At 45.1% G+C, this 19,851-nt stretch carries 22 protein-coding genes, 4 tRNA genes and 1 riboswitch; of the genes, 18 read left to right on the plus strand and 8 right to left on the minus strand.

From position 1 onward, the window contains the following. Positions 1-13: 13 nt before the first annotated feature. Positions 14-889, minus strand: coding sequence for a Cof-type HAD-IIB family hydrolase (locus NSQ58_RS20425; protein ID WP_028543047.1), 876 nt, complete (start codon positions 887-889; stop codon positions 14-16). Between the two features lie 69 nt (positions 890-958). Beyond that, on the minus strand, positions 959-1,720 hold the full coding sequence (locus NSQ58_RS20430) for a DeoR/GlpR family DNA-binding transcription regulator (RefSeq protein WP_013309250.1): 762 nt from the start codon (positions 1,718-1,720) through the stop codon (positions 959-961). Positions 1,721-1,964: 244 nt separating this feature from the next. On the opposite strand from NSQ58_RS20430, the gene NSQ58_RS20435 reads away from it, so the two are divergent. The 6 genes from NSQ58_RS20435 (at position 1,965) to NSQ58_RS20460 (ending at position 3,953) form a co-directional block, all read left to right on the plus strand. Beyond that, positions 1,965-2,036: transfer RNA gene (locus tag NSQ58_RS20435), tRNA-Glu, on the plus strand. A gap of 86 nt (positions 2,037-2,122) precedes the next feature. After that, positions 2,123-2,198, plus strand: a tRNA-Lys gene (locus NSQ58_RS20440). Positions 2,199-2,213: 15 nt separating this feature from the next. Continuing rightward, positions 2,214-2,296: transfer RNA gene (locus tag NSQ58_RS20445), tRNA-Leu, on the plus strand. A 163-nt stretch (positions 2,297-2,459) separates the two neighbouring features. After that, positions 2,460-2,915 (plus strand): MarR family winged helix-turn-helix transcriptional regulator, encoded by a 456-nt coding sequence (locus NSQ58_RS20450; protein WP_023987598.1) that lies wholly within the window; start codon positions 2,460-2,462, stop codon positions 2,913-2,915. A 185-nt stretch (positions 2,916-3,100) separates the two neighbouring features. Next, a complete protein-coding gene (locus NSQ58_RS20455; RefSeq protein WP_069079636.1) occupies positions 3,101-3,475 on the plus strand; it encodes a helix-turn-helix domain-containing protein in 375 nt (124 codons plus the stop codon). 94 nt (positions 3,476-3,569) lie between these two features. After that, positions 3,570-3,953 (plus strand): helix-turn-helix domain-containing protein, encoded by a 384-nt coding sequence (locus tag NSQ58_RS20460; RefSeq protein ID WP_013309253.1) that lies wholly within the window; start codon positions 3,570-3,572, stop codon positions 3,951-3,953. A 96-nt stretch (positions 3,954-4,049) separates the two neighbouring features. On the opposite strand, the gene NSQ58_RS20465 is transcribed toward NSQ58_RS20460, so the two are convergent. Beyond that, on the minus strand, positions 4,050-4,298 hold the full coding sequence (locus NSQ58_RS20465) for an XRE family transcriptional regulator (protein ID WP_341058115.1): 249 nt from the start codon (positions 4,296-4,298) through the stop codon (positions 4,050-4,052). Positions 4,299-4,594: 296 nt separating this feature from the next. Then, the gene (locus tag NSQ58_RS20470) at positions 4,595-5,332 is read right to left on the minus strand and encodes an urease accessory protein UreF (protein ID WP_028543043.1); all 738 of its coding nucleotides are present in this window, start codon (positions 5,330-5,332) and stop codon (positions 4,595-4,597) included. A gap of 268 nt (positions 5,333-5,600) precedes the next feature. Here NSQ58_RS20470 and NSQ58_RS20475 point away from each other — a divergent pair. Continuing rightward, positions 5,601-5,683: transfer RNA gene (locus NSQ58_RS20475), tRNA-Leu, on the plus strand. A gap of 146 nt (positions 5,684-5,829) precedes the next feature. On the opposite strand, the gene NSQ58_RS20480 is transcribed toward NSQ58_RS20475, so the two are convergent. Beyond that, positions 5,830-6,315 (minus strand): glutathione peroxidase, encoded by a 486-nt coding sequence (locus tag NSQ58_RS20480; RefSeq protein WP_023987602.1) that lies wholly within the window; start codon positions 6,313-6,315, stop codon positions 5,830-5,832. Between the two features lie 466 nt (positions 6,316-6,781). Continuing rightward, positions 6,782-6,954, plus strand: a riboswitch (cyclic di-AMP (ydaO/yuaA leader). Between the two features lie 115 nt (positions 6,955-7,069). Between NSQ58_RS20480 and NSQ58_RS20485 the strand changes: the two genes are divergently transcribed. The 6 genes from NSQ58_RS20485 (at position 7,070) to NSQ58_RS20505 (ending at position 13,427) form a co-directional block, all read left to right on the plus strand. Further along, the gene (locus NSQ58_RS20485; RefSeq protein WP_023987603.1) at positions 7,070-7,465 is read left to right on the plus strand and encodes a hypothetical protein; all 396 of its coding nucleotides are present in this window, start codon (positions 7,070-7,072) and stop codon (positions 7,463-7,465) included. A 183-nt stretch (positions 7,466-7,648) separates the two neighbouring features. Continuing rightward, positions 7,649-7,726 (plus strand): potassium-transporting ATPase subunit F, encoded by a 78-nt coding sequence (locus NSQ58_RS26815; protein ID WP_071559652.1) that lies wholly within the window; start codon positions 7,649-7,651, stop codon positions 7,724-7,726. Positions 7,727-7,877: 151 nt separating this feature from the next. Beyond that, complete coding sequence (gene kdpA / locus NSQ58_RS20490) at positions 7,878-9,554, plus strand: potassium-transporting ATPase subunit KdpA (RefSeq protein WP_068939857.1); 1,677 nt, start codon at positions 7,878-7,880, stop codon at positions 9,552-9,554. Positions 9,555-9,591: 37 nt separating this feature from the next. Further along, positions 9,592-11,622: a potassium-transporting ATPase subunit KdpB gene (kdpB, locus tag NSQ58_RS20495; protein WP_069080983.1), complete on the plus strand. Its 2,031-nt coding sequence runs from the start codon at positions 9,592-9,594 to the stop codon at positions 11,620-11,622. A gap of 19 nt (positions 11,623-11,641) precedes the next feature. Next, positions 11,642-12,370, plus strand: a complete 729-nt coding sequence (gene kdpC, locus NSQ58_RS20500) for a potassium-transporting ATPase subunit KdpC (protein WP_341058116.1) — start codon at positions 11,642-11,644, stop codon at positions 12,368-12,370. Positions 12,371-12,536: 166 nt separating this feature from the next. Then, a complete protein-coding gene (locus NSQ58_RS20505; RefSeq protein ID WP_068939866.1) occupies positions 12,537-13,427 on the plus strand; it encodes a GNAT family N-acetyltransferase in 891 nt (296 codons plus the stop codon). Between the two features lie 78 nt (positions 13,428-13,505). Here the strand turns inward: NSQ58_RS20505 and NSQ58_RS20510 are convergent, their stop codons facing one another. Continuing rightward, positions 13,506-14,825 carry an Nramp family divalent metal transporter gene (locus tag NSQ58_RS20510; RefSeq protein WP_023987609.1) on the minus strand — a complete coding sequence of 440 codons (1,320 nt, stop codon included), beginning with the start codon at positions 14,823-14,825 and terminating at the stop codon, positions 13,506-13,508. Positions 14,826-15,061: 236 nt separating this feature from the next. Further along, entirely contained in the window at positions 15,062-15,331 is a 270-nt protein-coding gene (locus NSQ58_RS20515) for a manganese catalase family protein (protein ID WP_341058554.1), read from the minus strand. A 137-nt stretch (positions 15,332-15,468) separates the two neighbouring features. Here NSQ58_RS20515 and NSQ58_RS20520 point away from each other — a divergent pair, with 137 nt between their 5' ends. The 3 genes from NSQ58_RS20520 to NSQ58_RS20530 all read left to right on the plus strand — a co-directional run bounded on the left by NSQ58_RS20520 (position 15,469) and on the right by NSQ58_RS20530 (position 16,894). Continuing rightward, on the plus strand, positions 15,469-15,888 hold the full coding sequence (locus NSQ58_RS20520; RefSeq protein ID WP_341058118.1) for an organic hydroperoxide resistance protein: 420 nt from the start codon (positions 15,469-15,471) through the stop codon (positions 15,886-15,888). A 123-nt stretch (positions 15,889-16,011) separates the two neighbouring features. Then, positions 16,012-16,338 carry a hypothetical protein gene (locus NSQ58_RS20525; RefSeq protein WP_025722703.1) on the plus strand — a complete coding sequence of 109 codons (327 nt, stop codon included), beginning with the start codon at positions 16,012-16,014 and terminating at the stop codon, positions 16,336-16,338. 130 nt (positions 16,339-16,468) lie between these two features. After that, positions 16,469-16,894: a thiol-disulfide oxidoreductase DCC family protein gene (locus tag NSQ58_RS20530; RefSeq protein WP_023987611.1), complete on the plus strand. Its 426-nt coding sequence runs from the start codon at positions 16,469-16,471 to the stop codon at positions 16,892-16,894. Between the two features lie 192 nt (positions 16,895-17,086). On the opposite strand, the gene NSQ58_RS20535 is transcribed toward NSQ58_RS20530, so the two are convergent. Then, entirely contained in the window at positions 17,087-17,863 is a 777-nt protein-coding gene (locus NSQ58_RS20535; protein ID WP_075153921.1) for a DUF3153 domain-containing protein, read from the minus strand. 236 nt (positions 17,864-18,099) lie between these two features. Between NSQ58_RS20535 and NSQ58_RS20540 the strand changes: the two genes are divergently transcribed. Further along, positions 18,100-19,071, plus strand: coding sequence for a metal ABC transporter solute-binding protein, Zn/Mn family (locus NSQ58_RS20540; protein ID WP_341058119.1), 972 nt, complete (start codon positions 18,100-18,102; stop codon positions 19,069-19,071). A 14-nt stretch (positions 19,072-19,085) separates the two neighbouring features. After that, positions 19,086-19,850, plus strand: a complete 765-nt coding sequence (locus tag NSQ58_RS20545) for a metal ABC transporter ATP-binding protein (protein WP_023987614.1) — start codon at positions 19,086-19,088, stop codon at positions 19,848-19,850. Position 19,851 lies beyond the last annotated feature (1 nt).

Genomic DNA, 19,851 nt, shown 5'->3' on the forward strand with positions numbered 1-19,851 from the left:
CAGCCAATAACTTCTATTTCACGCTGTCAGCCTCGACTGTCTTGAGTATGTTCAACAGAGCATGAGCGACGCCATCTTCCGCATTAGTCAGAGTCACTTCGGAGCAGACGGCCTTGATGTCGTCTTTTGCATTGCCCATGGCAATGCCTGTTCCTGCCATCGTCAGCATGGAGATATCGTTGTAGCTGTCCCCAATCGCTACGGCTTCCTGCATGGGAATGCTCAGATGATTCGCCAGATAACGCAATGCATTACCTTTAGACGCATCCCTATGCTCGACTTCAAAGTTACGGTCTGAAGAGATGACCATGTTCAGGCCCTGAAAACCTCGGTAACGTTCACGGCCCCAATCCAATTTGGCTTGATCAAAGGAGAAACAGAGCACGTTATAAATCTCTACATCCAGTGGAATGTCCTCATATGAAGCGATGCGAGTATGTCCGGTCTGTTCATATTGTTTTTCAGCTGCATGTAATAAAGTATCCAGCGAAATATCCGGGTTGGAGCTCAGCAAGCGGTCCATTTCAACAGCAAGCAGCTGATGTCCGTTTTGTGGAGAATAAATAGCGCGGTCTGTCATGACCTCATAGTAAAAGTCGTTGTCATGCAGCCAGCTCAGCACTTCAAACGTTTCACTGCGGCCCATAGGAGTAGAGGTTAACTGACGACGATGCACATCGTGTACGGTTGCGCCGTTTGCTCCAATGACGGGAGTTACAAGCTCTGCTTCCTCTAGCTTCGTCCAGGCGTCATAAGCAGCTCTACCAGTGGCAATTGTCACCTGAACGCCTTGCTGCTGTGCTTGGCGTATAGCCTCCGCGTTCACTTTGCTTATTTTTCCTTCCTCGTTCAGCAGTGTTCCATCCATATCAATCGCAAACAGTTTCATTTCTCTTCAGCTCCTGTCTTTCGATATCTCTGTGATAAATCTTGAGCTCTAGCTAAGCAGTTTCATATTTTATGAGGGTACAACAACTTCCACATCATAATGTTGCAAAATTTCCAGCATCGCTGGTTCTGGCAATCTGTCGGTGATCACGATATTAACTTCAGACAGATCGGCAAAACGATATGGAAAATTGATTCCGAATTTCGAATGGTCCGCAAGGATGATCACCTGATCTGCCTGTTTCATCATCTGATGCTTCAGCATGCCGTCTTCTTCATGAATCAGGCTTAGTCCGTGGGCAGATATACCACCAATCCCGATAAAGGCTTTGTCTACAAAATAGTGAGACAAAGTGGCGATCACGGAGGAGCCATATACATATCGGTGTTCTTTTTGCAGGCGGCCTCCCAGCAGATGAATGGAGACACCGTCTTTTCCAGATAGCACGTCAGCCTGATTGATTGAATTGGTGATGACCGAACATTCCTGCACATTCAGTCTTTCTGCACACGCCTGTACGGTGGTAGAGGAATCCAATATAATACGATCCTTATCTCGTACCATGCTGGCAGCCAGCTGTCCGATCACTTGTTTCTCCTCGGATACAGTAAGTAGTCTTTCATTATAATTTCCAATTGGATCGTGATGAAGTGTAGGGAGAAGAGCGCCGCCGCGGGTGCGAATAATTTTTTGATGCTCTTCAAGTTTTACGAGGTCTCGACGGGCCGTATCTCGTGAAACATTAAAAAATTCACAAATATCATCCACCGAAATACGCTTATGAAGCTGTAAGTAATCAACGATTTTTAACATTCGTTCTTCCTGATACATAAAAAGCTCCTCTGATATATAATTATTTCGGTATCTCGTAAGTGATTATAAGTAAATACAAGTGATATTGCAATCATTTATCGCTGTTTTCAGGATTTTAGTGATTTTAGATAAGGTATTGTAAGTAAATGCGAATTTTGTGCTTATAAAAACTGCTTTTTTAAAAATTTTAGAAATAAGTATTGCCATTCGTTATTCTATTTGATATACTCTTTCTTGTCGCCAAGTTGGCGTATAATAATAAGGCCCGTTGGTCAAGGGGTTAAGACACCTCCCTTTCACGGAGGTAACAGGGGTTCGAATCCCCTACGGGTCATTGTTGTCTTTATAGACTACATGTTGCATGCTTAAGGGAAATTCCTGAGGTCTGGTCTAATGGCGGACAGCTTGGATGAACAGCATGAGCCATTAGCTCAGTTGGTAGAGCACCTGACTTTTAATCAGGGTGTCGAAGGTTCGAGTCCTTCATGGCTCACCATTTATATTTTGTTATGCGGTCGTGGTGGAATGGCAGACACGCTATCTTGAGGGGGTAGTGAGCGTACGCTCGTGGAGGTTCGAGTCCTCTCGACCGCATCAATGGAATAAACGGAAAAGTCTCTCGCGGTAGAGGCTTTTTTTATTTGTGTAGTGATGTAATAAAGTAATGATTATGATGAAATAATGATTCCATAGTATAATATAATGCCATAATGTTATAGAATGATAAGTATAAACTTATGAAGTGACGGTGAAAAATATGGACACTCAACTGTTAGGAAATATATCAGAAAATATTTTGGGCTTGTTTCCGATTGTGAAGAAGAAATTTTTCACCTACGGTCCGCTCGATTTCCCATTACACTTGTCGCCTAATAACTTTCAAGTGCTCATGCTTCTGCGTGAAGTGCGTTCGTCTACAGTATCCGATTTGTCCAAACAACTTAATGTCTCACGTCCAAACATGACTCCTCTTCTGGATAAGTTGGTGGAGCATGGGTTGGCTGACCGCCAATCGTGTGATTCGGATCGCAGAGTCGTGAATGTGGCGATTACACAGGAAGGCGATGCTTTTTGTGAACAGGTATTTCATACCTTCTCCAATAAAATTCAAGAAAGACTGGTGTATTTGCCAGAAGAAGATTTATTGCATCTGAGTGAAACTTTGAATGAATTGAAGCATATCTTACTTAAAATCGACAACTCTGCTACGTGATTGGCGTAAGTGAACTGGCTTAAAGACCGCCCTTTCTTCGGAAAACAGGCGGTTTTTGTTGCGTGTTGTGGTATAATGGAAACCAACATACATAATTCGGTAATTTTAGCATACGTGATCTTTGAAATGGGAACAGAGAACATGATATCGTTATTTGAGAGCCTGCTAGGGAGGAAGGAACTTCTATGCAATCTATTTACCATCGCATTGAGGAACTCATCAAGGAACGGGGAATGACGAAAAAGGCGTTCTGCCAGCAGTTAGGCATTAGTACAGGGAACTTCGGGGATTGGAAAAGAGGAAAAACGACGCCGGGCACGAATAAACTCATTGAAATTGCTTCGTTTTTTGATGCCAGTCTGGATTGGATCATGCTGGGTCGAGATGTACAGGGTGAGGTGCTAAAGGAGTCGCAAGACCCTTATTTTTTTGGCGCTTCAGGGCAACTGAATTGCCAGGGGGAACCGCTTAGTGAGGCGGAAAGAAATTTTATACTTGAGTATATTGAATTTACCCGCTTTCGTAAAGAGAAAAACCAGCGCAATTCTACTATGAGGTAATGGTTGCTTAGGATTTGATGAGGATTACTAATGAGTAAGGCTTGAAAAATGAAAATTATTTCAGAAAAAGTTACTGTGTCGGAGGGGAAACATTTTGGGAGATCAAACTATTTATCAGCGGATTGAAGCTTTGATTAAGGATCGCGGAATGACCAAGAAGGCATTTTGTGAAAAACTTAAAATCAGTTCAGGGAATCTCGGTGATTGGAGAAGGGGTAAAACAACGCCGGGTACCACCCATTTGATTCAGATTTCGGACTTTTTTAATGTATCGCTCGATTGGTTAATGAAAGGGATTAAGCCAGGAGAAGGCGTACTTCAGGAGCAGAAGGCTGCTTATTTTTTTGGAGTGATGGGGCCACTGAATTGCCAGGCAGAAGATCTTGAGACGGAAGAACAGAATTTTATTTTAGAATATGTTGAATTTGCAAAATACCGTAAGCAAAAAAGTGAGAAGGATAAAACAAAGCCGGAATAATTTTTTGGCTAAAGATCGTCTGGGTTGAAGACCCGTAAACGAACGAGTGGGGTTCGCTTTACGGGTCTATTTGGTTTCTTGGTGATATGGAATGACCTATATGTAACTGGAATGCTTGTTAGGTTTAGAGTGCGGTGCCTCCTTATAGTCGTTATCGTCGATGTTCAGAATTGCAGCAACTTGTTTTCTGTACCTTTGTGCTTTGCGGGTGCCGTGAATCAGATTGGACAAGCCTGAAGGCGGAATATTGTGTGTCTCACAAAATGTTTTCTGATCCAGTCGAAGTTCGACAAGCCGTTGTTTGATGGCCCACCCGAAGGAGGTGACAGGCATTTTGTTATTCAAGAGAAATCGCCCCTTACGGATTCTTGCGGAATAATTGGTGTGTTATAATAATCATCAGTAAACATGTTAGAATTAACCATCTAACACTATGATACACTTTTATACGTGTTTTTACAATCGTAAATGCGTCATTTTGTTGAATTAATTACTTAATTAAGTGCTAGGTGGTTCTGATAATCCGTCTAGAGTCTGCTAATGGTGTGAATTGCGATTATATGTGGATAAAAAACACTCTGCCACCTGAGGAAAGGGACAGAGTGTTTTTGGTGTTGTGACCACATTGGCGAAACGACGCATCAGGGGGATGCTGGAAGGCGTTTGAATAGACCTGAGGAGGAAAACAGTCTAGGTTCATCCAATTGGTTATTATGGCTCATATAAAGAGGTAGAGTGATGTAGGAGCTGGACCAATGTCTGTGAAGAAAGCGACGCTGAGATGCAGTTGGCTCAGGTTGGTTAAGCTTCTTCCAGGCAGAGAGGAGCTCGCTTGTCATACGCTCCATAAGAGGGTTCTTTTCCTCATAAGGAGGATTGAGTAGTTTGAAGGCATCTTCCACACAGAAGGACACCGCTGCGCTAAGATAGCCGTGAACGGTCTGTTCTACATCGTTTCCGAGGAGGAAGTTAATCCAGGTGTGAACGGTAGCGAGTGTGCCAATCGCATTGTATTGAATGAGTATAGATTCCAACTGGTCAAATTCAAGCCAAGGATAAAGAGCCTTAGCGAGCTTGAGCAGACGCTGACCGGATAGACGAAACTCCTTCACATGCTGCCAGGAGGGACGTTGGGTATGCAGCATCTTATCAATGAGGGCGATCCGCCAACTGTCATTCTGCTGGATGGCGACATACAGACTTTTGATAGCCATGCCGTCAACGGTTGTAAATTGAGGATACAAATCATCCAGCATGTAATGTTCCAGGTCTTGTAGACTGTTCAAATGTCCGTTACGCGATAGTTTCTCCAGTCCGTTAAAACGGGTAAAGCCACCAACAGGTAGGGAAGGGTCCAACAATAATGCATAGTTCAGCAAGCGGTTGCCTTTATGCAAGGTGGTTCGCCTCCTCGAAGTGAATCCTTATGTCATGTTATGTTATTTTACTTTTTACTTGGGGATAACGAAAAATATTCGAAATATATGTAATATATATTTACATTTAAATAGCTTTTGTGTCAAATCAAATATTCTTATCGCTCATACATGTTAGTTAAAATAACATATAAAATAATTATTATATTTTTGTTTACAAATAGTTGATGAGAGAGTATAATAAATCTGTTGCCTCATTACATTATGATTTGCGGTCGTGGTGGAATGGCAGACACGCTATCTTGAGGGGGTAGTGGGCGTACGCCCGTGGAGGTTCGAGTCCTCTCGACCGCATTATATGCAAGACTCAGTTAAAAAAGCATCCTGACACGGTTTACGTGAAGGGATGCTTTTTTTGTTAAGCATTTTTCGTTATATCCTTTAGCCACAGAAGCAACGGTAGACAATAGGTCATTTATTAACTGTGATAAAGAAGGATGTCAGTTTTGCTGCAAAAGCTTCTCTATATCTCCCGCCAGCTTATCTGGAGTGGTTTGCGGTGCATAGCGCTTAAATACGTTACCTTCTCGTGTAATTAAGAATTTAGTAAAATTCCATTTGATCGCTTTGGACCCTAATACCCCCGGAGCAGTTTGGGTCAGGTAACGAAATAAGGGGTGCGCTTGATCGCCATTGACATCTGTCTTGGCGAACATCGGAAAGGTAACACCATAATTGATCTGGCAAAACTCGGAAATCTCCTCGCTGGAACCTGGCTCTTGTTTGGCAAATTGGTTGCTGGGAAATCCCAAAATTTCGAGCCCCTGTTCATGGTACTGGTCATATAGCTCTTGTAGCGCTTTGTATTGGGGGGTTAACCCACATTTGCTGGCAGTGTTCACGATAAGCAGAACGTTCCCTTCATATGTGGATAACGGAATTTGTTTCCCTTGCAGGGTGTGCGCATCATATTCATAAACGGTCATAGTATCTCTCCTTATTCAATATTCAGCAATTAAATTGTAAGCAATTAAAAGCAAGGTTGCAAGTCTGGAAAAGCTGTATCAAGCCTTTAGCCGCTGTAAAATCGTATTTTGTTCAAAACAGTAAATCGCACCGCAAATGGAGCGAATTAAGGTGTTTCTTCTTATAAAAGCGGGTTCAATCGGTGTTTAGCTGGTACATATAGCGTATTTTCTTCTCTTTTTACAAAAAAAGGCCAAAAACGCTCTACCCTACGCCAATATTGACATGCTTGTCATTTTTGAAAAGGGATGAAAAACAGAGATTGAAGGAGCTGTGAGAAGCATAGTTGCATTGTAAGCGCTATTATTAATATCCTAGGCTCTAAAGGCCGATTTATAACCCCGCAGTTGAGCTTTACAGTCTTCCATGCGCGGGTGTATGATTCAAGACGTAATTTCAAATTAACTTGAATGAAGCAACAACGAAATGTCTATAGCGCTGAATTTTGCAGTTGCAAAAGCGGGGGAACCAATCGAGATTGTACGGCTTCGGAAGCCGTGTGTCTCATGGGGTGAATTTTCCGGTCAAGTGCCAGAAATAGGGCGACTCTCACGTCCGAATCCGACAGCTAACCTCGTAAGCGTACAGGGAGAGGCAACAAACCGCCGTGTGCAGCCATGGTTTATTTTATCATGGATATGTAAGAAGCCGGAGGAAAGCCTTTTTCCTTCGGCTTCTTTTTGTTGTCTTTTTATACCGGGAGAGGAGCTACTGATGGAAGGTCGGTTAATTATTGTCACTGCACCGAATGAAGCGGGCAGAAGTTTTGTGAAATTGCTTATTTTCAAAAAATTGGCGTTTGCAGTTCTCACGAATAGCGCCCAGGAGGAACGACAGCTCAAAAAAATGGGTGTGGAGCACATTGTCCGCATCAATACCATGCAAGCGGGAAAATGGAATTTTCCAAAAAAAGAAATTGGTAGTGTGTATTTGTTCGAGAACAGCTTGAATCTGACGTGCCGTTTCCTGCAAATATGTCGGCCGCTAACATCGGAATCGATCTATGTTATTACGCACGGCTGTAATCCACAAGGAATTTATCGGGGATTGGGAGCGGATCATGTGATCTACACATTGAACGGAGAGGTGGGTTTTCTGCTGAACGGATAAGCACTTATAACATAGTTGTTTTATGATTTTATGATCAAATAAGAATGGCGATCTGAGGACCGATACGGAGGGTATAAACATGATGGATATATACATGCTGCTCGTCATGGCTGTGAGTTATGGAGTGATACTGCTGTTTGTACGCTGGTGTGATGCGCAGACCTCTAAAGGAGGACGAAGAGGATGATCGTTATACTTGGGCTTACGGCTATTGTGTTTATGTATTTAATCTACGCACTCCTGAACCCTGAAAAGTTCTAGTCAGCTATAGGGGATAGAGCGGGCGGGAACAACAGATCTGAATATTAAGCATCATAGGTAGCGGGTTTTCGCAAACGTGTGCACACAATTGGTGCTCTGGAAGCAGGTCTGTTGTTCCAAACGCAGGAGCATTTTGAAGGAGGAATAAAGGATGGAGCTGCTTCAAATTGGAATTGTGATCGTCATATTGCTGCTCTTGGTAAAGCCAGTGGGCACCTATATGTATCATGTATTCTCGAATGAACCCAATCGGACGGATCGGATTTTTGGCGGAACAGAAAAGCTGATTTATAAGATAGTAGGATTGAAGAAGCTGGAGAGCATGCGTTGGACTACGTATGTTATGAGTTTCATTGCAACGAATGTCGTGCTTGTGGCGATCAGCTACTTGCTGTTGCGTTTACAGGGAATGCTTCCTGGTAATCCGGCTGGAAACAGTAATATGGAAGCATCACTAGCTTTTAATACGGTAATCAGCTTTATGACGAATACGAATCTCCAACATTATAGCGGAGAAAGCGGGCTTACGTATCTGACACAGATGGCGTTCGTCACGATGATGATGTTCACTTCGGCTGCTTCCGGTTTTGCGGTTGCTGCGGCTTTTATGAGAGGATTGACGCGGCGCGGTGAAGGGATGGGCAATTTCTTTCAAGATTTTATTAAAGCCATTATAAGGATTTTCCTGCCGCTGGCCTTTGTGCTTACGCTGGTGCTGGTTGGATTGAAGGTACCACAGACGCTACAGCCTACGGCGGATCTTACGACGCTGAGCGGAACACAGCAGCAGATTTCTATGGGGCCCATTGCTTCTCTGGAGTCCATCAAGCATTTGGGGACGAATGGAGGCGGTTATGCGGGAGCTAACTCTGCGCATCCTTTTGAAAATCCAAGTCCTTGGACGAACGTGCTGGAAATTTTGGCAATGTGGGTAATGCCGGCTTCGTTGCCGTATACCTTTGGACTGTTTGCCCGTAATCGTAAGCAGGGCTGGATTATTTTTAGCTCCATGATGGTATTGTTTCTTATTTTTCTATCTATTACGTACGTGTCTGAAAAGACAGGTAACCCGTTAATCCAGACACTGGGTGTGGATGCTTCTCAAGGAAGCATGGAAGGGAAAGAGGTTCGTTTCGGCATTGGACAATCGGCTTTATTCACTGCGGTCACAACAGCGGCAACGACAGGTTCGGTCAATAATATGCATGATACACTAACCCCACTGGGTGGCATGGCTGCTTTGGGAGAAATGATGCTAAACGTCATTTTTGGCGGCAAGGGTGTCGGGCTGATGAATATGCTGATGTATGCGATTCTGGGTGTGTTTATATGCGGACTGATGGTCGGGAGAACTCCGGAATTTATGGGAAGGAAAATTGAAGGCAAGGAAATGAAGCTGATCGCGATTGCCATTTTGGTACATCCGTTTCTCATTCTCGCCCCAACTGCGCTTGCGTTTATGAGTCATTGGGGATACGACGCGGTCACTAACCCTGGCTATCACGGGTTGACTCAGGTGCTCTATGAATATGCGTCATCTGCTGCAAATAACGGTTCGGGATTTGAAGGTCTTTCGGATAACAACGTATTCTGGAACATGACAACAGGGCTGGTTATGTTCTTCGGACGATATGTATCTATGATTGCATTGTTGGCTGTGGCGGCTTCATTGAATGCCAAAGCACCGACTCCGGTGACGACGGGGACACTGCGTACGGACAACAAGTTATTTGGAGCCATTCTGATCGGGGTCGTGCTGCTGATTGGTGCGTTGACCTTTTTACCCGTCATCGTATTGGGACCTGTTGCTGAATTTTTGACCATGTGAAGAAGAAAATGAGAATGGATGAACGGGGTGTTTGATCATGAAGGAACAACGCAAACACATGCTGGACAGAAGCATCTTGAAGCATGCGATCAAGGATAGCTTTATAAAATTAAATCCGATGATTATGATGAAGAATCCTGTCATGTTCGTCGTGGAGATCGGTACATTGGTCGTGCTGCTAATGTTACTGCTTCCCGGTTATTTTGGAACTGGCAAGGAAATGGGCTTTAACCTGGCCGTGTTTGTTATTCTGTTGTTTACGTTGCTTTTTGCTAATTTTGCCGAAGCGCTCGCGGAGGGGCGGGGTAAGGCACAAGCTGCCTCTTTAAAAAAATCCAAGCAGGATACGCAAGCTAACAAGCTCATCGGAAATGACATTCAGGTGGTTAGCTCAACCGAATTGCGTAAGGGGGACGTGGTTATTGTCTCCCAGGGCGAAATGATCCCAAGCGATGGTGAGGTCATTGAAGGTCTGGCTTCGGTGGATGAATCTGCAATTACTGGCGAATCGGCTCCGGTCATCAAGGAATCGGGTGGTGATTTTTGCTCGGTAACCGGCGGGACGCGAGTGGTCAGTGACCGGATTAAGGTGCGGATTACGACAGAGCCGGGCGAGACATTTATTGATAAAATGATTTCGCTCGTGGAAGGCGCACAGCGGCAAAAAACGCCGAATGAGATTGCACTGAACACTTTGCTGATTAGCTTAACGATTATTTTTCTAATTGTAGTGGTTACGCTAGCGCCGATTGCCCGTCATTTTAACATTGATTTGCCTGTTCCTGTGCTGATTTCGTTGCTAGTCTGTCTGATTCCAACCACGATTGGAGGACTGCTGTCAGCCATCGGGATTGCCGGTATGGACCGGGTCACCCAGTTTAACGTGCTGGCCATGTCAGGCAAGGCGGTAGAAGCTTCTGGGGATATCAACACGATGATTTTGGATAAAACAGGTACAATCACCTTTGGGAACCGAATGGCGAGTGAATTCGTGCCTGTAGAGGGCGTGGAGAAGGCAAAGTTAGTGAAGTGGGCAGCGATTAGCTCTATGAAGGATGAGACGCCAGAGGGTCGCTCGGTTCTCGAATTGATGCGCAAACAGGAGCATACGCTGGATGCATCCTTGGCAGCGGGTGGAACCTTTATCGAATTCAAGGCGGAGACCCGGATGAGTGGTCTGGATCTGGCCGATGGACGAAAGGTACGCAAAGGCGCGGTGGATTCTGTTCGGCAATGGATCGTCTCGCAAAACGGCAGTGTTCCAGCTGATCTGGAGGAAAAAGCGAATCAGGTAGCCTCTGAAGGAGGTACACCGCTGGCAGTCGCGCTGGATGATCAGATATACGGCATTATTTATCTGAAGGATACAGTGAAGCCAGGCATGAAGGAACGGTTTGATCAGCTCCGGGAAATGGGTATCCGTACGATCATGTGTACCGGAGATAATCCACTGACAGCAGCTACAATTGCACGAGAAGCGGGTGTGGACGACTTTGTAGCTGAGAGCAAGCCGGAGGACAAAATAGCGGTTATCCGACGTGAGCAGGAACAGGGTAAGCTGGTTGCTATGACCGGAGACGGCACCAATGATGCACCTGCGCTGGCGCAAGCGGATGTCGGTCTTGCCATGAATAGCGGCACAGTCGCGGCCAAAGAAGCGGCTAATATGGTGGACTTGGATTCCGACCCGTCCAAAATTATTGAGGTGGTCGCGATCGGCAAGCAGCTGCTTATGACGCGTGGAGCATTGACAACGTTCAGCATTGCGAACGATGTTGCCAAATATTTTGCCATCATCCCGGCGATGTTCATGCTGGCCATTCCACAAATGGGCGCTTTGAACGTCATGGGGCTTGGCTCCCCGCTGTCCGCTATTTTGTCGGCGCTGATCTTTAACGCGGTTATTATTCCGCTTCTGATTCCGCTGGCCATGAAGGGCGTGAAGTATAAGCCGATGAGCTCGGATCGCCTGCTGGGACGGAATTTGCTGATTTACGGTCTGGGCGGTATGGTCGTACCGTTTGTCGGCATTAAGGCCATTGATTTGCTGGTGCATTTGTGGATTTAGCGCAGAAAGGGTGAACGACATGAGTGGTTTTTATCGGATGATGTCTGGACGCAGATTTGCTGCGCACGAAAAAGCCGAATCTGGCGGGCAAGGTCATAACAAACGTACAGGGACCGGGACAGTGTCGGAAGGACAACCGGAGAGACAAGAGATGCGAGGAAGTACAGTTATTGGAGTGGCTTTACGAACTTCAGTGCTGATGATTCTCTTGTGCGGTTTGGCATATCCGCTAGTCAGTACAGGAGTAGCGCAGGTTCTGTTTCCACAGCAAGCAAACGGCAGTATACTTCGTGACGCGGAGGGGCGGGTGGTCGGCTCCGAACTGATTGGGCAGTCCTTTGCCGATTCGGCGTTTTTTCAAGGTCGGGTATCGAGCGTTGATTACAATGGGGCTGGTTCAGGCTCAAGTAACTACGCGCCGTCGAATCCAGCCTTGATACAGCGAGTCAAGGACTCTATTGCGGATTGGCAGAAGCATAACCCGGATGTACCCGTCAGTCAGGTTCCGGTGGACCTGATTACGAACTCCGGCTCCGGTCTGGACCCGCACATCTCGCCACAGGCGGCACGGGTGCAAATTCCGCGCATTAGTGGCTTGACGGGTATCCCGCAGGATCGACTGAGAGCACTGGTGCAGGAGCAGACAGAAGGCCGCAGTGCAGGGGTGTTCGGCGAGCCACGTGTGAACGTGCTCAAGCTGAATCTCGCGCTTGAGGCGCAAATGAAGGTAGAGCCTGCCAAGCGTTGAGAATATAATAAATTGATTTGTCTGATAATTAAGTTAAAATAGTACTCATATATGATCAAGGAGGCGGTCCAAATGGTAACGATGAATAAGCGGACAGACTATAGAAGGACAGCGCCTACTCGTCCATAAACTGCGTGGTTTCTTCTTGATGAGGGTAACCAATAATATGCAAGATTATAAATTTTTTAAAATGAATGATTTTTCAGATCATCAGATTGCTCGAATACGAATGTTGGAACAACTATGCAAGAATTTCGACGGATCAAGTTTAAGAGTGGGCATAGAAAGCCTTAAAGAAAACGGTGGAGATAAAGCGATCCTTTGCCAATTGGGCAACCAGTTGATTGGCTATCTCAGTTGGTATACATCAGATGAAATCGAAGCTAATATTAACGCTATGGTTCATCCTAATTATCGGCGCCAGGGTGTATTCCGCTCCTTAATGTACAATGCTGCAGCTGAGATACAATTACAAGGCATCAAAGCATGTCGCATCAGAATCCCGTCCAATTCAATACCTGGAATAGATTGTGTGAAGCACTTGGGGGCCAACTTTAGTACGTCTGAATTCTCCATGAATTTAAATCGGTTCCAATCTGATAGGTTACATCAATCCGGCTTAGTTTTGCGGCTAGAAGAAGATCAGGATTTTGATTTTATGGTTGAATGTTCATCGCAAGCTTTTGGTGATTCCGAGTCTTGGACAAAGAACTATTTTAAGCATACGAGAGAACCAGAACGTGTAACTTACCTCGCTGTAGATAGACTGACACCGGTCGGAATGATTCGAGTCAATCATGTTCATACGGATACAGCTGTTATTCATGATTTCTGTGTACATCCATTATACCAAGGCAAAGGGTATGGCCGTGAAATTCTTGCTTGTTTGGTGAAAATCTTGCTTGCCAAGCAGTACACTAAGATTCGACTAGGAGTAGTTACGCAAAATGAGCGTGCCTTGAACCTCTATCGGTCAATAGGGTTTGAGATTTCTGCCGAGTCTCATTATTATGTGAGTGCTATACAAAATTTAATTTATACAGGACAAATAAAATAGGATGAACAAAAAAAAGGTATCTCGCTGCCATTGGGGCAAGTGAGATACCTTTTTAATATATTCATATTTGGCTACCGATTAACCTGAAATCGTTTGGATGATGAGCACTACATTCAAGATGATAATGACAGCGGTCACGATCCAGGTTAATACTTTTTGCCACATTTTATTTGCGAATTCACCCATAATTTTTTTGTCGCTGGTAAAGAGAAGTAATGGAATGATAGCAAAGGGAAGCTGGATGGACAGGATGACCTGGCTCAGCACAAGCAGTTCCTCCGCACCTTTTTCCCCTGCGATGGCAGTGACGATGACCGCTGGAATGATCGCGATGAGGCGGGTCACCAGACGACGCAACCAAGGTGAAAGACGAAGATTGAGAAAGCCCTCCATCACGATTTGTCCAGCTAAAGTGCCTGTAACGGTTGAATTTTGACCTGAGGCGAGTAACGCCACCCCAAATAGTATACTCGCCAGTGTGGTTCCCAGTAGTGGCGAAAGCAGATAATAGGCATCACTAATTTCGGCTACATCTGTTCTTCCTGCCGTATGGAATACAGCAGCTGCCACGATCAAGATGGCGGCATTAATAAATAAAGCGAACATCAGCGCTATACTGGAATCCCAAGTTGCAAATGTAATAGCTTCCCGTTTACCTGCTGAAGTCTGCTCAAATTTGCGAGTTTGTACAATAGAAGAATGCAGATACAGGTTATGCGGCATTACCGTAGCGCCCATAATACCGATGGCAATATACAGCATGCTTGGATTCGTCAAAATTTGCGAGTCAGGTACAAAGCCGCCCAATACGCCGCCCCATTCCGGTTGTGCCAAAAGGAGATTAATGCCAAAACAGCCGGCAATCGTCGCCATCAGCACAATGACAAGTGTTTCCAATGCCCGAAAACCTTTGTTTTGCAGCAGTAAAATGAGCATAACATCAAATGCTGTAATGATAACTCCGTATAGTAACGGTAGACCGAACAGCAACTTCAGCGCAATGGCTGAACCGATGACCTCGGCCAAATCCATGGCTGCAATGGCAATTTCGCACAATAGCCATAAGCCGATCGCGACAGGACGACTATAGGCATCACGGCACATTTGAGCTAAATCTTTACCTGTGGCGATGCCAAGCTTGCCAGATAAGGCTTGTAACAGGATGGCCATCAGGTTGGAGATTAGAATGACACTAAGCAGCGTGTAGCCGAATTTCGATCCGCCGGCGATGTCTGTGGCCCAGTTGCCGGGGTCCATATAGCCGACTGCGACCATATAGCCGGGTCCAGCAAAGGCAAGAAACTTCCGAAACCAGGTCCCGTCTTTCGGGACGCTCAAGGAACGATTCACTTCCGACAGTGAAGCGATTTCCGCGAAGTTGCCCTTTGTATTTTTCATACGCTTCACCTTCTTTATTGATGTTGAAATATATTATTAGTGACATAACGATTGTGTTATCCCTATTGTACACCCACAATAGTTTTTGTCTAGTGCAACTTTTGTGTGGTCAAGCAAGTTAATCGTATTTTTGAAGCAATATAGCCATCGTATAAAGCTGAACAATAGAAAAACCAAGCTATATCACTCTGATGGGAGCAGCTTGGTCGTTTTGGATTTTTTTTAAATTACATCTTTTAAATATTGCGGGAGAGCCGTGCAGCCAGTTCCTCAATTTCTTCCGAGGATAGTCCTGGGGAGAACATTTCTGGCTTTTCCTCCAAATCGGGGATGGGAGCTCCTTCGGGAGGACCGTCTTTAACATACAAAGGTTGTCCATCTTCCGGGTGAACGCCGTTCCATATTTTATCAATTTCCTTGTAGTCATTCGGACTGAAACGATAAATAGCCCAGTGCAATCCTTTTTCTTCGAATTTACGCGTTTCAGGTGGAATTAAACGGTAAATAAATCAGTTAACTTCCATGTTTTAAATGATTCATTTTGTGTAGTTCGTTTAAAGTACATACGAGAAGGTAATCATGTCTTAACATGACGATAGATTCCTGCGGAATGCAAATAATATAGAGAAGGAGAGATGAAATCATGGAAGCATTATACACAGCATCAGCAACGGTATATGGTGGAAGAGACGGTTCAGTCGCTTCATCTGATGGGGTTTTGAAGCATAAGCTCAGTACGCCGAAGGAACTGGGTGGCGCAGGTGGAGAAGCTACGAATCCGGAGCAATTGTTTGCAGCAGGCTATGGTGCCTGCTATGAGAGCGCATTGGCTAACGTGGCCCGAAAGGCTAAGGTGAAGGTGGATAATGTTGAGGTCACCAGCCACGTATCTATCGGCAAGGACCCAAGCGATGGCGGCTTCCAGCTGGCGGTACGTCTGGATGTGAAAATACCTGGTATTGAACGCGCCCAGGCCGAAGATTTGGCACGCCAAGCACATGATTTTTGTCCATACTCCAAAGCAACACGCGGTAACATTGATGTCGAGCTCAATGTCATTTGACTGCATTTCTATAACTTTTACACTCTGGCCGCCGATTTATTGGCGGCTTTTGCACATAGATCTTGATTAGCTGAGATTCGCGACCATTTGACATCATCGCCAAAATTCATTAAGATGGCTTAGGTGATTCTGGTCATCAGGTACGAAACAAATTTGAAAAATACGGGTGATATGATGTCTTACAGACCGAATATTGTTAATTTCACGCTGGCTGGCAGCAACGAAAAAGAAGGGCTTTATGAGTTTAAAATGAGTTTGGCCGATGGAACGGAGTGCCGCGTTTTTTCTCAACGTAATCCGGAGTGGACCTTGACGAATATTAGTCGACTGCTAACGACGCCTTGCCCGGTATGCCATAAGGATTTTATCTGCAAGTGTATGGATAAGTTCCATGAGGAGTTTTTAGAGCAAATTAATACGAAACAGCTGTTTGAGAAAGCATTGAGCTAGTTTTTCGAACAGGTAAAGACTATACATTTCTAAACAAGCGTCGGATACTTTCGGCGTTTTTTTGTTTATATTCATATGGTTGCGTTGCTGGTATTCATGCCGTTGATTTCTCTGGAGGTGAAATGCATTTATGAACCAGTCTGATCATGCCCATTCAGATCATTCCATTGTGTTGGTGGATGGGGTATGCCACTTTTGTCAGGGAGCGGCCCGCTTTATTATCAAGCGTGACCCTAAGGGAACATTTCATTTTGGTTCCCTGCAATCTGAGGCAGGACAAGAACTATTACGTGCAGGAGGACTATCTACAGATCAGTTGGATACGTTCGTGCTGATTGAAGACGGTACGTATTATACAAGGTCAACCGCAGCTTTGCGAATTGCCAAACGTCTTCGTTTTCCATATCCGCTGGCCTATGTGTTCATCCTGGTTCCCCGCTTTGTGCGCAATGCAGTCTATAACTGGGTGGCGCGTAACCGATATCGTTGGTTTGGCAAGGATGAAGAGGATCAATGTCAGATCCCCCCACCAGAAATTAGACAACGATTTTTTTAGAGGTTGTTCAAAAAGTCGTCTTTCCATAACGAAGCTAATCAAGAAGCGGATTCGACGTCGAATCTTGAATTCAGCCGGGCCTTCCGTTGCTCACGTAGATCTGTCTACGCTCCGCTACTCAGTCCCTAGCTTCATCCAACCTTCTCGGTCCTGAAAAGCCGACTTTTTGAACACGCACTTTTAGTTGCTTTTTTAAGTTTCTTTTTTGGAGCGATGTCTACGAATTAGTAAGATCACAGCGATCACGATCAGTATCAGGCTCGTAACAGCTACATACACGATATGTCGTACATTGGGTACGTTAACAGACAATTTTAGCTCGTTAGATTCCAAAGGAGCAATGTCCCAATATAGTGTTTTTCCGTCTTCCGACACACGGTCCGCATTATTGGTAGCAGGTTGGATGGGTAAGGATAGGCTGAAGTTAAGATCCAGCTGCCGCTCCAGTAATTTGCGCGCAAACACATTCATTTGCTCAAATTTGTCACTCAGTCCTTGAGCTTCTTTAGGAAGCATCCGTGGTAGATCGAGCTTCATGGTAAGATCAATATTCGTTGTGAAAAAATGTTGACTCACAGCACGCTTTATTTCTAATCCCTCAGGTAGATTTAATCCCTGACTGGGATTTTTTTTGTTTGTGCTCCAATCTCCTTGATAATGTCCCTTGATTTGATATCCCTTTCTTCCCTGTTCAGCTAGCGGCTGTACATCTACATTGTTGCTTTGAATACGCTTGACTAATCGATCTAGCAGCCCGGGATTGTCCAACATCATCAGTGTCTGGTTGTTTACACTGAACGTTGCATCCATATCTACACTTTGATCGAGATGAACATCTACATGGATGTCACCTCGAGCACAGGAAGTTAGGGCAAGCAGACAGCACACCAGCATAAAAATGAGCAGTATTTTTCGTATCCGAACTTGCCGACGTTTGTTCCGATAAGGGCTGTATCCTGTTGGCTCCATGACCTGCACCTCTTTATATGTATTCTTTGGTTTAATGACTGGATATCTTCTATATATTACACATTGGGAGAACGAAAATCGAACGGTATAACGAAATACATAAGAATTATATTTTATAAAATGTTTCCCTAGGTAAAAACTTTAGTGTATACTCTAAAATATAGTATTGATAAAAAATAATTGAATCAAGGAAATAGTTTGTCCCAAAACGAATATTCAAAGGAGGATTTTAAAACATGAACAAGCAGTTTAAGAAGGCTTTGCCGCGATGGGTAACGACGGTTGGAGTGTTGTCTCTAGCTCTAGTTCTAGCGACTGCATGTACCGATGCTAAGAAGAAGGAGCAGGGAACTGCGAGAGAGGCGGGACAAAAAATAAAGGCTACGGCTACCATCGGTATGATCTCTGACATTGTCGGCAAGGTCGGCGGTGATCATGTGGAGGTCACGGGAATTATGAAGTCAGGCGTTGACCCGCATTTGTACAAGGCTTCTCAGGGAGATATGCGCAAGCTGGATCAGGCCGACGTTATTTTTTATAACGGGTTGCATCTGGAAGGAAAAATGCAGGACATTCTGGAGAAAATCAGCAAGCAAAAACCCGTCATACCCGTGTCCAAAAACATCGCACAGGATCAGTTGCGTGCAGGTAGTCCGGAAATGGGATCTGAGCATGATCCACATATCTGGTTTAACGTACAGAACTGGATGTCTGCGGTAGAAACCGTCAGAGATGAATTATCGGCGCTTGACGCTGTTCATGCGGAGGAGTATAAAGCCAACGCAGAAGCCTATCTCACTGAGCTGCGAGAGCTGGACGATTACACGAGAGAGCAGATTGCCAGTATACCGGAAGCCCAGCGCGTGCTTGTCACAGCACATGATGCTTTCGGCTATTTCGGAGATGCCTACCACATTCAAGTGAGAGGACTTCAAGGTATGAGCACAGAGTCAGAAGCGGGTTCTCAAGATGTGACCAAGCTGCGAGATTATCTGGTCGAACATAAAATCAAGGCTATATTCGTAGAATCTAGTGTTCCGAGAAAGGCTATAGATGCGGTTATTCAGGGGGCCTCTCAGCAAGGTCATATAATTAAGGTCGGTGGCGAGCTGTATTCGGATGCCATGGGTGAAGAGGGCACAGAAGATGGAACATATATTGGAATGGTCAAGCATAACGTCAATACGATTGTTAAAGCTCTTAAATAAGGAGGCAGAGATACATGGGGCATTCACCACTTGTTGTTCGTGATTTATCGGTAGCTTATCAAAAAAAGCCCGTTTTGTTCGATGTTTCCTTTGAAGTGCCGGAAGGCAAGCTGATTGGTATTATCGGTCCGAACGGGGCTGGGAAATCTACGCTGATTAAGGCAGCGCTTGGACTGATTCCAAAGCTTAGGGGCGAGGTGCTGGTCTACGGCAAGCCCTATAAGCAACAGCTACTCAAGGTTGGCTATGTACCACAGCGGGAGTCGGTGGATTGGGATTTTCCGACGAACGCATTGGATGTGGTTATGATGGGACGGTATGGCAGATTGGGCTGGTTTAAGCGTCCGGGAGCAGCAGATCGTCAGGCTGCGATGGAGAGTTTGGACAAGGTTGGAATGAGCAAATATGCAGACAGGCAGATTAGTCAATTGTCTGGCGGTCAGCAACAACGTGTTTTTTTAGCCAGAGCACTCGCGCAGGATGCTCAGCTTTATTTTATGGATGAACCGTTTGTCGGTGTGGACGCTGCAACAGAAAAAGCCATTATTTCATTGCTCAACGATCTGAAACAGCAGGGTAAAACCGTGCTTGTCGTTCATCATGATTTATCTACAGTCACGGATTATTTTGATCAGGTTATGCTGTTGAACGGGCATCTGATGGCGTTTGGAGAGACGACAGATATTTTTACCGAGGAAAATCTGCAGCGTACGTATGGCGGGCGTCTGAGTATACTCAAAACAGGCCCGGATTCCGGTACGATACTCGGAGTGAGGTGAG

This window comes from Paenibacillus sp. FSL M7-0134 (genome assembly GCF_038007865.1).
Lineage (GTDB): Bacteria > Bacillota > Bacilli > Paenibacillales > Paenibacillaceae > Paenibacillus > Paenibacillus polymyxa_B.